General features: G+C 66.3%; 12 protein-coding genes. 1 reads left to right on the top strand and 11 read right to left on the bottom strand.

Translation table 11 applies throughout. From position 1 onward, the window contains the following. Positions 1-3: 3 nt before the first annotated feature. The 11 genes from ACSF9G_RS18530 to mutM all read right to left on the bottom strand — a co-directional run bounded on the left by ACSF9G_RS18530 (position 4) and on the right by mutM (position 12066). Positions 4-723 (bottom strand): LrgB family protein, encoded by a 720-nt coding sequence (locus ACSF9G_RS18530; RefSeq protein WP_436643605.1) that lies wholly within the window; start codon positions 721-723, stop codon positions 4-6. Beyond that, complete coding sequence (locus ACSF9G_RS18535; RefSeq protein ID WP_436643606.1) at positions 720-1100, bottom strand: CidA/LrgA family protein; 381 nt, start codon at positions 1098-1100, stop codon at positions 720-722. Before ACSF9G_RS18535 ends, ACSF9G_RS18530 begins: the two co-directional genes overlap by 4 nt. Positions 1101-1121: 21 nt before the next feature. Beyond that, complete coding sequence (gyrB, locus tag ACSF9G_RS18540) at positions 1122-3548, bottom strand: DNA topoisomerase (ATP-hydrolyzing) subunit B (RefSeq protein ID WP_436643607.1); 2427 nt, start codon at positions 3546-3548, stop codon at positions 1122-1124. 187 nt (positions 3549-3735) lie between these two features. Beyond that, entirely contained in the window at positions 3736-4347 is a 612-nt protein-coding gene (locus tag ACSF9G_RS18545; protein ID WP_436643608.1) for a LysE family translocator, read from the bottom strand. A gap of 183 nt (positions 4348-4530) precedes the next feature. After that, positions 4531-5691 carry a DNA replication/repair protein RecF gene (recF, locus tag ACSF9G_RS18550; RefSeq protein WP_436643609.1) on the bottom strand — a complete coding sequence of 387 codons (1161 nt, stop codon included), beginning with the start codon at positions 5689-5691 and terminating at the stop codon, positions 4531-4533. Positions 5692-5840: 149 nt separating this feature from the next. Next, positions 5841-6959, bottom strand: coding sequence for a DNA polymerase III subunit beta (gene dnaN / locus ACSF9G_RS18555; RefSeq protein WP_436643610.1), 1119 nt, complete (start codon positions 6957-6959; stop codon positions 5841-5843). 137 nt (positions 6960-7096) lie between these two features. Next, positions 7097-8671 (bottom strand): chromosomal replication initiator protein DnaA, encoded by a 1575-nt coding sequence (gene dnaA, locus ACSF9G_RS18560; protein ID WP_436643611.1) that lies wholly within the window; start codon positions 8669-8671, stop codon positions 7097-7099. Positions 8672-8730: 59 nt separating this feature from the next. Continuing rightward, a complete protein-coding gene (locus ACSF9G_RS18565; RefSeq protein WP_436643612.1) occupies positions 8731-9168 on the bottom strand; it encodes a rhodanese-like domain-containing protein in 438 nt (145 codons plus the stop codon). 738 nt (positions 9169-9906) lie between these two features. Further along, on the bottom strand, positions 9907-10173 hold the full coding sequence (gene rpsT, locus ACSF9G_RS18570; protein ID WP_436643613.1) for a 30S ribosomal protein S20: 267 nt from the start codon (positions 10171-10173) through the stop codon (positions 9907-9909). Between the two features lie 135 nt (positions 10174-10308). Next, positions 10309-11082 (bottom strand): enoyl-CoA hydratase, encoded by a 774-nt coding sequence (locus ACSF9G_RS18575; RefSeq protein ID WP_436643614.1) that lies wholly within the window; start codon positions 11080-11082, stop codon positions 10309-10311. A 96-nt stretch (positions 11083-11178) separates the two neighbouring features. Next, the gene (gene mutM, locus ACSF9G_RS18580; RefSeq protein ID WP_436643615.1) at positions 11179-12066 is read right to left on the bottom strand and encodes a bifunctional DNA-formamidopyrimidine glycosylase/DNA-(apurinic or apyrimidinic site) lyase; all 888 of its coding nucleotides are present in this window, start codon (positions 12064-12066) and stop codon (positions 11179-11181) included. 83 nt (positions 12067-12149) lie between these two features. Between mutM and ubiE the strand changes: the two genes are divergently transcribed. Continuing rightward, the gene (gene ubiE, locus ACSF9G_RS18585; protein ID WP_436643616.1) at positions 12150-12926 is read left to right on the top strand and encodes a bifunctional demethylmenaquinone methyltransferase/2-methoxy-6-polyprenyl-1,4-benzoquinol methylase UbiE; all 777 of its coding nucleotides are present in this window, start codon (positions 12150-12152) and stop codon (positions 12924-12926) included. Positions 12927-12930: the final 4 nt, after the last annotated feature.

The raw sequence follows: 12930 nt of genomic DNA on the forward strand, positions 1-12930 counted from the left end.
GTGTCAGCCGAACAGGCGGACCAGCAGCGGCACGATCACCGCCGTCGCCAGCGCGTTGAGGCCCATGGCGATGCCGGCGAAGGCGCCGGCGAGTTCGCTGACCTGGAAGGCGCGCGCCGTGCCGATCCCGTGCGAGGCGACGCCGACAGCGAAGCCGCGCGCGGCGTAGTCCTTCAGTCCCAACAGATTGAGCAGCGGCGTCGCGGTCATCGCGCCGATGATCCCGGTCAGGATGACGAGCACGGCGGTCAGCGACGGCAGACCGCCGATTTTCTCGGCGATGCCCATGGCGATCGGCGTCGTCACCGATTTCGGCGCCAGCGACAGCACGCTTTCGCGACTGGCGCCCAGCATCGCCGCGATGCCGACCGCACTGACGACAGCCGTGAGCGAACCGGCCAGGAGGGCGGCCGCCATCGGCAGGACGGCGCGCTTCACGCGTTTCCATTGCGAAAACAGGGGCACGGCCAGTGCCACCGTCGCGGGGCCGAGCAGGAAGTGCACGAACTGGGCGCCGTCGAAATAGACGTCGTAGGACGTTCCGCTGACCAGCAGCACCGCAACGAGAAGGACGATGGCGACGGCGACGGGCTGTACCACCGGATTGCGCCCGAGCCGCCCGAACAGGGTGAAGCCAATCAGATAGGCGACAAGCGTCGCCGTCAGCCAGAGGAGCGGGGTCGCGGACAGATAGACCCAGACGTCGCCGAGAGGCCCGGTCATCGGGTGCCCTCGCCGTCGGGGTCGTCGGTTTCGGCGCCGCCGACCATCCTCGTGACCCCGACGAAAACCAGTGCGGAGACGGCGATCGTCGCCCAGGTCGACAGCAGGAGAGCGGCAAGAAGCGCCAGCCATTCCGTACCGATGCGCTCGAAATGCAGCATGACGCCGACGCCGGCCGGCACGAACAGAAGCGAGAGGTGCGTCAGCAGCCCGGTCGCCGTTTCCCGCAAGTCCTGCGGAATCCGGCCCGTGGCGCCGATACCGATCAAAAGGATCACTAGCCCCAGCACAGGGCCCGGAACGGGCAGGTCCGTCAACCGGACCAGGACCTCGCCGGCGAGCTGGCAGGCGAGCAGGACGGTGAGGGCGGCGATCATGGGCCCGCCCCCCGCATCGGACTACACGTCCAGGTTCGACACGTTCAGCGCATTTTCCTGGATGAAGCGCTTGCGCGGCTCGACGACGTCGCCCATCAGCTCGGTGAAGATTTCGTCCGCGTCCGTCGCCTCGCGCACCTTGACCTGCAGGAGCGTACGGGCGTTGACGTCGAGCGTCGTCTCCCAGAGCTGACCGGGATTCATCTCGCCGAGGCCCTTGTAGCGCTGCAGGGCGAGCCCCTTCGAGCCGGCCGTCGTAATTGCCTTGAACAGCGCCGTAGGCCCGCGGATCTCGCTCTCGGCGTCCTTGCGGCGGAAGACGGCCGCCTTGCCGAACACCTCCTGCAGGAAGCCGGTGTGGGCGTCGAGCCTTCGGGCGTCGGCCGAATTCAGGAGCGCCGGGTCGATGAAGGAGGCTTCCTTGACACCGCGAACCTCGCGTTCGAAGCGATAGCCGCCATCCTCGGTCGGAATGCCGACCCACCCCTGCTCGGTCTCGTCGGAGAGAAGGTCGAGCCGGCGCGCGACATAGGCCGCGGCTTGCTGGCGCTCTTCCTCCGACTTCGCCGTCTCGGCATTGAGGAGGCCGGCGATGGCGGCCTGTTCGACCGTCGTGCGGTGATAGCGACCGTGCAGTCCCTCGACAGTCTTGGCGAGCGAACGCGCCTCGTCGACCGCGGCGCGCAGATCCGCGCCCGACCGCACTTCTCCGCTCGCCAGCGTCAGCGAGGCGTCGTCCAGGCCGCTGCCGATGAGATAGTCCTCGAGGGCGCGCTCGTCCTTCAGGTATTGCTCGGACTGGCCACGCTTGACCTTGTAGAGCGGCGGCTGAGCGATATACAGGTGACCGTTCTCGATGATCTGCGGCATCTGCCGGTAGAAGAAGGTCAGCAGCAGCGTACGGATATGGGCGCCGTCGACATCGGCGTCCGTCATGATGATGATCTTATGGTAGCGCAGCTTGGCGATGTTGAAGTCCTCGCCGATGCCGGTTCCGAGCGCGGTGATCAACATGCCGACCTGGTCGGACGACAGCATCTTGTCGAAGCGGGCACGCTCGACATTGAGGATCTTGCCGCGCAGGGGCAGCACCGCCTGGTTGGCACGGTTGCGGCCCTGTTTGGCGGAGCCGCCTGCCGAGTCACCCTCGACGATGAACAGCTCGGACTTCGCCGGATCGCGCTCCTGGCAATCGGCGAGCTTGCCGGGCAGGTTGGCGATCTCGAGCGCGCCCTTGCGGCGGGTCAGCTCGCGCGCCTTGCGCGCGGCCTCGCGAGCGGCGGCCGCCTCGACCACCTTGGAAACGATCGTCTTGGCTTCGGCGGGATGTTCCTCGAACCAGGTGCCCAGGGCCTCGTTGATGACGTTCTCGACGACCGGGCGGACCTCGGAGGAGACCAGCTTGTCCTTGGTCTGGCTCGAGAACTTCGGATCGGGAACCTTCACCGACAAGACACAGGTCAGGCCTTCGCGGCAATCGTCGCCGGTCGGCGAAACCTTCTCCTTGCGCAACAGCCCGGAGGAGTCCGCATAGCCCGTGACCTGGCGCGTCAGCCCGGCGCGCAGGCCGGCCAGATGCGTGCCGCCGTCGCGCTGCGGGATGTTGTTGGTGAAGCACAGCACGTTCTCGTGGTAGCTGTCGTTCCACCACATGGCCGCTTCCGCCACGATCCCGTCGCGCTCGCCGCGGACGACGATCGGCGCCCCGATGAGCGGCGACTTGGCGCGATCGAGCCAGCGCACGAATTCCTCGATGCCGCCTTCGTAGTACATCTCCTCGCGCTTCGACTCGACGCCGCGATCATCGACGAGCGCGACGGTGACGCCGGAATTGAGGAAAGCGAGCTCGCGCAGGCGGTGCTCGAGCGTGTGCCAGTCGAACTCGGTCATCGTGAAGGTGGCCGGGCTCGGCAGGAAGGTGACCTCGGTGCCGCTCTTGCCGCCGGAATCGCCGACCACGGCCAGCGGCGCCTCGGCGGTGCCGTCGCGGAACACCATCACGTGCTCCTTGCCGCCGCGCCAGATGCGCAGAGTCAGCTTCGACGACAGGGCGTTGACGACGGAAACGCCGACGCCATGCAGGCCGCCCGAGACCTTGTAGGAATTCTGGTCGAACTTACCGCCGGCGTGCAGCTGGGTCATGATGACTTCCGCTGCGGAAACGCCTTCCTCGTGCATCTCGGTCGGAATGCCGCGGCCATTGTCGCGGATCGTCGCCGATCCGTCCGGATTGAGGATCACGTCGACGCGGTCGCAATGGCCCGCCAACGCCTCGTCGATGGCGTTGTCGACGGCCTCGTAGATCATGTGATGCAGGCCGGACCCGTCATCGGTGTCGCCGATATACATGCCGGGACGCTTGCGGACAGCGTCCAAGCCCTTGAGGACCTTGATGGATTCTGCGCCGTATTCGGAACCAGGCTCGGTTCCGGGCTCGTTTTCCTGCATACTTCGTTCCGTGTTCCTGTTCGGGGCGCCGCGCTTCAGCCGGTCTCGGCCTCGAGGCGCACCGGAAGGTAATTTAGAATCAATGACATCCTAGCATTTCAGGGGCCTGTTTGCCGAGCCCCGCAGGATGAAATTCCGTCGTGTGTATATGGGGTTCCAGGCCGCTTTCGGCAAACCCACGGACCGGTCACGACCGGGTCGCGATCGCGGCTGCCGCGCCCATCATGGTGATACCGGCGACCCGGTTGAGGATACGGCGGGCGGCGGGGCTTTCGAACAGCAGCCGGGCGCGGGCGGCCAGCGCCGCGTAACCGCCGATAACACCGAGCAACACCAACGCCACGACCGCCGACATCTCGGCGAAACCGAGCGCCGTCAGTCCACCGAGATCGATAATCGTCGGCAACAGGGCGAGGTAGAACAGGATCACCTTGGGGTTGCCGAGCGTAACGAACAGGCCGGCGAGGAAAGCCCCGGTGCGCCGTCCGCCGCGAACCGGCAGCGCCCCGGCTTCCGGACGGGCGAGAAACAGTCGGATCGCCAGATAGACCAGATAGGCCGCCCCCACCCAGCGGATCAGCGTGAACAGGCCGCCGAAGGTCGCCGCGATTACGCCGAGGCCGAGGGCGGCAGCGGACAGATAGACGAGATCGCCGACGATCAGACCGAGGACCATCGGAACGGTCGGACGAAAGCCAGCGCCGAGGGCGCGGGCGATCACGGCGGCGACGCCGGGCCCGGGAATGGCCGCGGCAAGCGCAAGCACCGCGGCGAAGGTCAGGAGGCTCGTCCAGTCCATGGTGGCCTTGCTACAGGAAAAACCGCCGCCGGAGAAGCGCGGCGTTGCCGCAGCCAAGATCGCGAGACCCATGACCAACGGGGCGATCCCGCCCCGGCCGGGAACCGAATAATGGGCCGCCCCGTCGTTGACGCCATCGGCCGGCACGCGACGAGGGCCAGCGGCATATGGCAGGTATCGCGGCTAGATGGCCGACAATGCGCCGTTGGCGACCTCAAACCCCTGGGAATCGGCAGCAATATCGGCGAACAGGGCGCGATCGGTGCCCGTCATCCAGGCCTGCGAGCCGAGCGCAAGAATCTCGGCGTACAAGGCGGCGCGCCGCATGTCGTCGAGATGGGCGGCGACCTCGTCGAGGAGAAGCAGCGGAGCGACACCACCGGAGGCCTGCCGCACCAGTCGCGCATGGGCGAGGATCAGGGCGATCAGCAGACCCTTCTGCTCGCCGGTGGAGGCAAGCGCCGCGGGTACGTTGCGGGCCCGGTGGGCAACGGCGAGATCGCAGCGGTGCGGGCCGATCAGCGTGCGACCGGCCGCGGCGTCGCGGCGGCGGGCACCGTGCAGCGCGGCTCGATAATCGGCTTCGACATCGACGGCGGCGCGGCCGTCGAGGCTGGCCTCGAATTCCCCCTCGATGGCGATATCGGGATCGGGAAAGACGCCGCCGGCGCGTTCGTTCAGGGCATCGGTCAGCCTTGCCATCGCCTGCGCGCGCGCGGTGGCGACCGCCACGGCGAGCTCGGCCATTGCCTGCTCGATCCCGTCAAGCCAGCGCGCGTCGGGACGCGGCTCCTCGAGCAGACGGTTGCGTTGTCGCATCGCCTTCTCGAAGTCGCCGACACGGGCGGCGTGCCCCGGATCGAGTGTCAGCACCAGACGATCGAGGAAGCGGCGGCGGTCGGACGCCGGTCCGGTGAACAGACCGTCCATCGACGGGGTGAGCCAAAGACCGCGGACGAGTTCGGCGAGTATGCCGACGGCGGGAGCGGACCCGTGATTGACGCGGGCGACGCGGCCGTTTTCGCCGCGCCGATAGCCGGTGCCGATGTCGATCTCGCCTGGCTCATCGGGACCAACGGGACGTGAAATCGTCGCGGCGACCGCGAACGCCTCGGCACCGATGCGGATCACGCGATCGAGCTGGGCACTGCGCATCCCGCGGCCCGCCGTCAGATAGGATACGGCCTCGAGCAGGTTGGTCTTGCCGGACCCGTTGGCGCCGGTCAGCACGACGGGGCGCGGATCGAGGTCGAGCCGCAGATGCGCGTAGTTGCGGAAGTCCGTAAGCGTCAGCCGTACGACCGCGACCCGGTCGCGGTCCCGACCGGTATCGGCTTCGCCCAAGGAGAATCCGGACGTCGAATAACCTGAATTCGGCAGGGCCGGTGCCCTTTCTTCTGCCCGTTTCGGCGGGCGCTCCGGCGCTCGGCTTCAGGCCGCGCGCGTTCTTCGCCCGAAACGCGATGCGTTTCCTGCGCGATGCGGACCGCGCCTCATACCCGCATGGGCATCAGCACGTAGAGCGACGACCGGTCGTCCTCGTCGCAGATCAGCGTCGGCGAACCGGGATCGGCCAGCTCGAAGCGGGCCTCGCCGGATTCCAGCTGCGAGGTAATGTCCAGCAGATAACGGGCGTTGAAGCCGATTTCGATGGCATCCGCCGAATAGCCGACGGAAATCTCCTCGGTGGCGCTGCCCGAATCGGGGTTGTTGACGGTCAGCACCAGGCGCTCGTCGCCGATCGCGAGCTTGACCGCACGGCCACGCTCGCTCGACACCGTCGATACAAGGTCGACTGCGCGAGCGAACGACTCGCGGTCCACCTTCATGATCTTGTCGTTGCCGGTCGGGATCACGCGCCCGTAGTCGGGGAAGGTGCCGTCGATCAGCTTGGAGGTCAGCACAATCTGGCCGATGGTGAACCGGATCTTGTTGGCCGACAGCTCGATACCGACGGTTTCCTCCGGGTCCTCCAGAAGCCGCTGCAGCTCCTGCACGGTCTTGCGCGGCACGATGATGCCCGGCATGCCGTCGGATCCATCCGGCGCCTCGGTCTGGACACGGGCGAGGCGATGGCCATCGGTCGCCACCGCACGCAGCATCAGGCCCTCGCCGTCGTCGACGGTGTGGAGATAGATGCCGTTCAGATAGTAGCGCGTCTCCTCCTGGGAGATGGCGAACTGGGTCTTGTCGATCAGCCGCTTCAGCGCCGACGCTGCCACGACGAAGCGATGGCTGAAATCGCCGGCGGTGATGTCCGGGAAGTCGGATTCCGGCAGCGTCTGAAGCGAGAAGCGCGCATGGCCCGCCGACAAGACGATCGTGCTCGAATCCGGGCCCGATTCCAGCGCGACCTGCGCGCCGTCGGGGAGCTTGCGGACGATGTCATAGACGACATGGGCCGGCACGGTGGTGGCGCCGGATTGCGAGACGTCCGCGGCCGCCGTCTCGACCACCTCGATATCGAGATCCGTGGCCTTGAGCTGCAACGCGGCGCCGTCGCCTCGGATCAGCACGTTCGAAAGGATCGGTATCGTGTTGCGCCGTTCCACGACGCGGTGCACGTGACCGAGCGACTTTAGGAACGCGGCGCGTTCGAGCGTGACACGCATGATCAGGAATCCTGTCGTCTCGCCGACCGATCGGGAAGCCGGCCGGCGTGTTCACCCCATGCCCCTACGGGGAAAGGGAAGTGAACTTGCCCAGAATGCGCGGCTTTTGCAAGAGCCGGAGAGGCAAAGGGAGGGCTTCAGCCCTCCCCATCCTCGATCCGCCGCCTCAGCGACTCGATATCGCGGGCAAGCGACTGGTCGCGACCGATCAGGCCTTCGATCTTGCGTACCGCGTGCAGGACCGTGGTGTGGTCCCTGTTGCCGAAGCGACGGCCGATTTCCGGCAAAGACCGCGGCGTCAGAACCTTGGCGAGATACATGGCGATCTGCCGCGGCACGACGATGGCCCGCGTACGCCGGCTGGATACCAGATCGGAGCGGCTGACCTGATAGTGGACGGCGACGACCCGCTGGATGTCCTCGATGCGGATCTGCGGCCGCTCCTGGGCGGCGACGAGATCGCGGATCGCCCGTTCGGCGAGCTCGACCGTGATCGGCAACCCGGCAAAGCAGCTATAGGCGGCCAGCCGGTTGAGCGCCCCTTCGAGCTCGCGGCCGTTCGAGGCGACGTTGCGCGCCACGAAATCGAGAACGTCGGCGGGCAACTCGATCTTCTGGCCGCGCTCGGCCAGCGTGGTGACGCGGGCCTCGAGAATCTGGCGTCGCAACGGCAGCTCCTGGTTGCCGATGCCGGCAACCAGCCCGCCGCCGAGGCGCGAGCGCGTCCGATCGTCGAAACCGTCGAGCTCGGAAGGCGGCCGGTCGGCGACGATGACGACCTGGCGGCAACCCTCGATCAGCGCGTTCATGGTGTGGCCGAACTCGCGATGGGTCGCCTTGCCCTGAAGGAACTGCAGATCGTCGATCAGCAGCAAGTCGATCGAACGCAGCTTTTCCTTGAAGCCGATGGCCGAATCCGAGCGCAGCGCCGTGACGAAGCGGAACACGAACTGGTCGGCGGACATATAGAGGATACGGCGACCGGGATTGGCTTCCGCGGCTTTCCAGGCGATGGCATGGAGCAGATGCGTCTTGCCGCGACCGACACCGCCGTGAATGAACAGCGGGTTGAACATCGACCCTTCGGCGCCGGACGTCGCGACGGCCAGCGCCGTGTCATGGGCGATCTTGTTGGAGACGCCGACAGCGAATGAACCGAACTGGAAGCGCGGATCGAGCGGGGCGCTTTCCAGCGCGCTCTCTCCGGCGGCCGAAACCGCACCGAGCCGGGCTCTCGCGGCCTCGACGGGGCGCTCCTCCTTGGGCCGGCGAACCAGCGCGGGCATCGCCGGCTTCTCGCCGGGCTGAACCGTCTCCACACCACGCACCCGGATGTCGATGCGCTCGATGCCACCGTTCTCCGCGCGCCACAGCGCAAGAAGACGGTTGCCGTAATTGGTTCGGATCCACATGCGCAGGAAAGGGGTGGGGACCGTCAGCACCACGGTCATGCCGGACAGCTCGACGAACGCTAGGCCCCGGAACCAGCTCCGGTAGATGTCTTCGCCGAACTCGGCGCGTAAACGCTGGACAATGCGCCCCCAGGATTCACCATGATCGCCGCTGCCCTTGCCCACAGTCCGCCCCTCGTTGCCGTTGATGGTTCCGTCCGCCGCCTCGAGAGCGGCGCTGCCGACATGCGCTGCCGGATGGTCGAATTCTTCGACCTCCTGACGGCGCGCTGAGGCGCCACGTCCTCGCAAGTCCATCATCCTTCCTTTCTCCAGCCACACCCCAGTAATCGGGACTCTGTTATCCAAACGCCGGGCGCTCAGGATTGAACCCAAGGCAAACCCGAAGCCTTCCAGCCTTCTAACGCCCCGCGGTGCCGAGTGCCGTCGAGACGCCCCTCGAATCCATCCACCACATTGAAGCAGTTGCGGTAGCCGGCGGCCGTCATCGCCGCCGCCGCCGCCCCGCTGCGACCGCCGGACCGGCACAGGAAATACAGTGCCGTGTCCTCCCCAACTCCGCGCCCGCCGAGCGCACCGCGAAGCTGGGTTACAAATTCCGTGTTCCTCAACATGCCGGGGTAGCGCTGCCACTCGAGCAGGAGCGCTTCCTTCCCGATCGACGAAAGATCGGGGACACCGACAAACATCCACTCCGCCTGACTGCGGACGTCGATGAGAAATGCATCATGATCCTCGGCAAGCCTGCGCCAGACTTCGCTGGCTGGCACATCCGCCTGGTAACCGCCAACCGACATCCACACACAGCCTCGCAACGCACCGGAAGGGCAATCACGCCCCCGGCCTCAAACCACATTACCGATTTCAAGCAACACCCGTTCGGCGGACCGCCGATTGGGCCAATGTCAGGCTAAGAACACGCCTGCCCTGCCCACACATAAGCTAGGCACAAATACTATCTCAACCGAAAGTATAGACACGACAAAAGCTCTCCGCCGCTTGTTTTCCAAGCACTTAATTCTTGCCAATGAGGTTGAGTACTCTACGGCCGCCCCGATGACTTTGGACTTTACACAGAGGGCCCGATAAGGGCAACCGCCGCGGCGTCAAAAATCTGCGGCAAAGACGACGCATTCCCGCATGGCGCGCCGCCCCGCCGAGACCAACCAACTGACGAGTCAGCGAAAACCGGATCGCCGTTACTGTGCGGCCACGGCCGGAATTTTTACCATCGCGCCCATGCCCGACCATCGTTCCGCCACCCCAGCCTCAGCGGGAATCCGGCCCTGCCAACCGTCGTGTCGACAAGCCCTTGAAATATCAACGGAACGACTGTGCAAAACGACAATGCCCGTCCGGCCACAATGCGCACGTCGTGCGTTTTGGCATAAGGCCTTGAAATAGCGGTCATCCTTCGCGCCAACAGCGGTTCCGGACGCCATATCACCCCGCGACAGCCGCATCGAGACAAAGAAAAGGCCCGGCAATCCGCCGGGCCCCTCGATCCCAGTGACCGCTGTGTCAGCGAAGGCCGATCAGGCCGGCAACGCCTTCACGCGGGCAGAAAGCCGCGACACCTTGCGGGACGCGGTATTGGCATGCAGCACGCCCTTCTGGGCAGCGCGCATCAACTCCGGCTCGGCGGCGCGGAGCGCCTCGGTCGCCTTGGTGCGGTCGCCGGCGGCGATTGCCGCTTCGACCTGCTTCACGAACGTGCGCACGCGGCTCTTGCGCGTCTTGTTGATGGCCGTCCGTCGCGCGATCTTGCGCGCCGCCTTCTTGGCCGACGGGGTATTCGCCATAAAACATCTCCGAAACTGGCCGGCTCGGGGTCTATTCCCGGCACGCCGCGCCAAAAACACCAAAGGCGGCAGGCACGCAATCCCACCGCACGTCGGCGGGTGTATAAACGGTTCCCCTTCGCCTCGTCAACCGACTCAGCGGTTGCGGAAGTTCGGGCTGCGTTTGTCGATGAAGGCCTGCATGCCCTCGCTCTGGTCCTCAGTGGCAAAGAGCGAATGGAATACCCGTCGCTCGAAGCGGACACCTTCCGACAGCGTGGTCTCGTAGGCGCGGTCGACCGACTCCTTGATCATCATCACGGCGGGAAGCGACATGTCGGCGATCTTGGCGGCCACGTCCATTGCCGTGTCGACCAACTCGTCGGCCGGAACGATGCGACTCACCAGCCCCGAACGCTCCGCCTCGGCGGCATCCATCATCCGGCCGGTCAGGCACATGTCCATCGCCTTCGACTTGCCGACGAAGCGGGTCAGCCGCTGCGTGCCGCCGGCACCGGGCATGACACCCAGGTTGATCTCGGGCTGGCCGAACTTGGCGGTATCGGCGGCAATGATGAAGTCGCACATCATGGCGAGCTCGCAGCCGCCGCCGAGAGCGTAGCCGGCGACCGCCGCGATGATCGGCTTGCGGTTGCGCGAGACGCGCTCCCAGGGGGTGATCAGGTCGGTCAGGTAGGCGGTGACCGAATTGAATGGCTGCATCTCCTTGATGTCGGCGCCGGCGGCGAAGGCCTTCTCGCTGCCGGTCAGGACGATGCATCCGATAGCCTCGTCGGCCTCGAAGCTATCGAGCGCGGCGTTCAGATCGGCGAACAGGCCGGAGCTCAATGCGTTGAGGGCCTTGGGCCGATTGAGCGTTATCAGTGCGACGCGGCCGCGTGTTTCGACCAGGATGTTCTCGTAGGCCATGTTACTCCCCGGGTGGCGTTGCGTTTGGGCGATAGCGCTACAGTAGCGTCAGCCCGCCTGCAACCCGGCCGCTGGTCGCAGGCGAGGATCGCACGCTCAGCGCTGGCAGCGGGGACAGTAGAAGGTCGAGCGGCCCGACTGGACGATGCGCCTGACGCTGCCGGCGCAGGCCGGCGTCACGCAGGGCTCGCCCTCGCGGTCATAGACGCGGAAGGTGTGCTGGAAATAGCCGAGCGAACCATCGGTATGGACATAGTCGCGCAGGCTCGAGCCCCCGGCCGCGATCGCTTCGGCGATGACATCGCGGATCGCCGCAACCAGCCGTTCGGCACGGGGCCCGGGTTTCTTCCTGGGTCGTGCCGAAGACAGGACGCCGGCGGCGCGGGTCGGCGACAGGCCGGAGCGATGCAGCGCCTCGCACACATATATATTGCCGAGGCCGGCGATGATGCGCTGGTCCAGCAACGCCGCCTTGAGCGGCGTCACCTTGCCGCGGAAGGCGGTCTCGAGATAGGCCGCATCCAGAGTGTTGCCGACCGGCTCGACGCCGAGCTTCCTGAACAGGGCGTGTTCCGCCAGTTCGGCCCGCGGGATCAGCGACATGAAGCCGAAGCGGCGTGGGTCGTTGTAGGTGATCCGCGCACCGCTCGACATGTGGAAGACGACATGGTCGTGCGCGGCCGCCTTGGAGCGGGCATGGTGGAAGGTGCCGGGCGTCGCCTCGTCTCCGTCCGCCTCGATGCGGAACGAGCCGGACATGCCGAGATGCATGACCAGCACCTCGCCGTCATCGAGGTCGGCGAGCAGGTACTTCGCCCGCCGGCCCAGGCCGACGACCGTCCGGCCCCTGAGGCGCGCGTCAAACGACACAGGAAAGGGAAAGCGCAAGTCCGGGCGGCGCACCTCTATGTCGTCGATGCGCGCGGCGCTCATCGCCGGCTCCAAGCCGCGGCGCACTGTCTCGACCTCGGGCAGTTCGGGCATGGTCTTCTGTTCGCTGGATTTTCAGTAACCGATCAGGGTCGCGACGATAGCGTGCGGCAAGGGCTTGCGCTATGGTCCGCGCCATGATCAGGCGAGGCACAGACGCGAGCATGGCCCGCGACACGCATTTCGGGTTCGAATCCGTCCGCGAGGACGAGAAGCAGGGCAAGGTCGACGCGGTGTTCGACCGGGTCGCCCGGCGCTATGACCTGATGAACGACATGATGTCCGGGGGGCTGCACAGGCTCTGGAAGGACGCGATGATCGCCTGGCTCAATCCGCCCCGGGGCGGCGCCGGCTGGTCGGTGCTCGACGTCGCCGGCGGCACCGGGGACATCGCCTTCCGCATCGCCGAGGCGGCGCCGGCCGCCGAAATCACCGTTCTCGACATCAATCCGAACATGCTGGACGTGGGCGCGGCGCGGGCGGAAAAGCGCGGGCTTGCCGATCGCCTTACGTTCGTGGAAGGAAACGCCGAGGCCACGGAACTGCCCGGGTCGAGCTTCGATGCCTATACGATCGCCTTCGGCATCCGCAACGTCACGCATATCGACCTGGCGCTCAAGGAAGCCTACCGGGTGCTGAAGCCCGGCGGGCGGTTCCTGTGCCTCGAGTTCAGCCAGGTCGAGATGCCCATGCTCGACAGGATCTACGACCTGTATTCGTTCAATGCGATTCCCGCCATGGGCAGGATCGTGGCGGGCGACGCGGACTCCTATCGCTATCTGGTCGAGTCGATCCGCCGCTTCCCCGATCGCGAAACCTTCGCAGATATGATCCGCGAGGCCGGTTTCGATCGGGTGCAGTGGCGGGCGCTCTCGGGCGGCATCGCCGTGCTGCATTCCGGCTGGCGGATCTAGAGGT

Source organism: Microbaculum mangrovi (genome assembly GCF_051390635.1).
Lineage (GTDB): Bacteria > Pseudomonadota > Alphaproteobacteria > Rhizobiales > Tepidamorphaceae > Microbaculum.

Bases quoted from the DNA above. Each gene is read 5' to 3' on its own strand.
- ACSF9G_RS18530 (WP_436643605.1), bottom strand. From the start codon at position 723: ATGACCGGGCCTCTCGGCGACGTCTGGGTCTATCTGTCCGCGACCCCG.
- ACSF9G_RS18535 (WP_436643606.1), bottom strand. From the start codon at position 1,100: ATGATCGCCGCCCTCACCGTCCTGCTCGCCTGCCAGCTCGCCGGCGAG.
- gyrB (WP_436643607.1), bottom strand. From the start codon at position 3,548: ATGCAGGAAAACGAGCCCGGAACCGAGCCTGGTTCCGAATACGGCGCA.
- ACSF9G_RS18545 (WP_436643608.1), bottom strand. From the start codon at position 4,347: ATGGACTGGACGAGCCTCCTGACCTTCGCCGCGGTGCTTGCGCTTGCC.
- dnaN (WP_436643610.1), bottom strand. From the start codon at position 6,959: ATGCGTGTCACGCTCGAACGCGCCGCGTTCCTAAAGTCGCTCGGTCAC.
- dnaA (WP_436643611.1), bottom strand. From the start codon at position 8,671: ATGATGGACTTGCGAGGACGTGGCGCCTCAGCGCGCCGTCAGGAGGTC.
- ACSF9G_RS18565 (WP_436643612.1), bottom strand. From the start codon at position 9,168: ATGTCGGTTGGCGGTTACCAGGCGGATGTGCCAGCCAGCGAAGTCTGG.
- rpsT (WP_436643613.1), bottom strand. From the start codon at position 10,173: ATGGCGAATACCCCGTCGGCCAAGAAGGCGGCGCGCAAGATCGCGCGA.
- ACSF9G_RS18575 (WP_436643614.1), bottom strand. From the start codon at position 11,082: ATGGCCTACGAGAACATCCTGGTCGAAACACGCGGCCGCGTCGCACTG.
- mutM (WP_436643615.1), bottom strand. From the start codon at position 12,066: ATGCCCGAACTGCCCGAGGTCGAGACAGTGCGCCGCGGCTTGGAGCCG.
- ubiE (WP_436643616.1), top strand. From the start codon at position 12,150: ATGATCAGGCGAGGCACAGACGCGAGCATGGCCCGCGACACGCATTTC.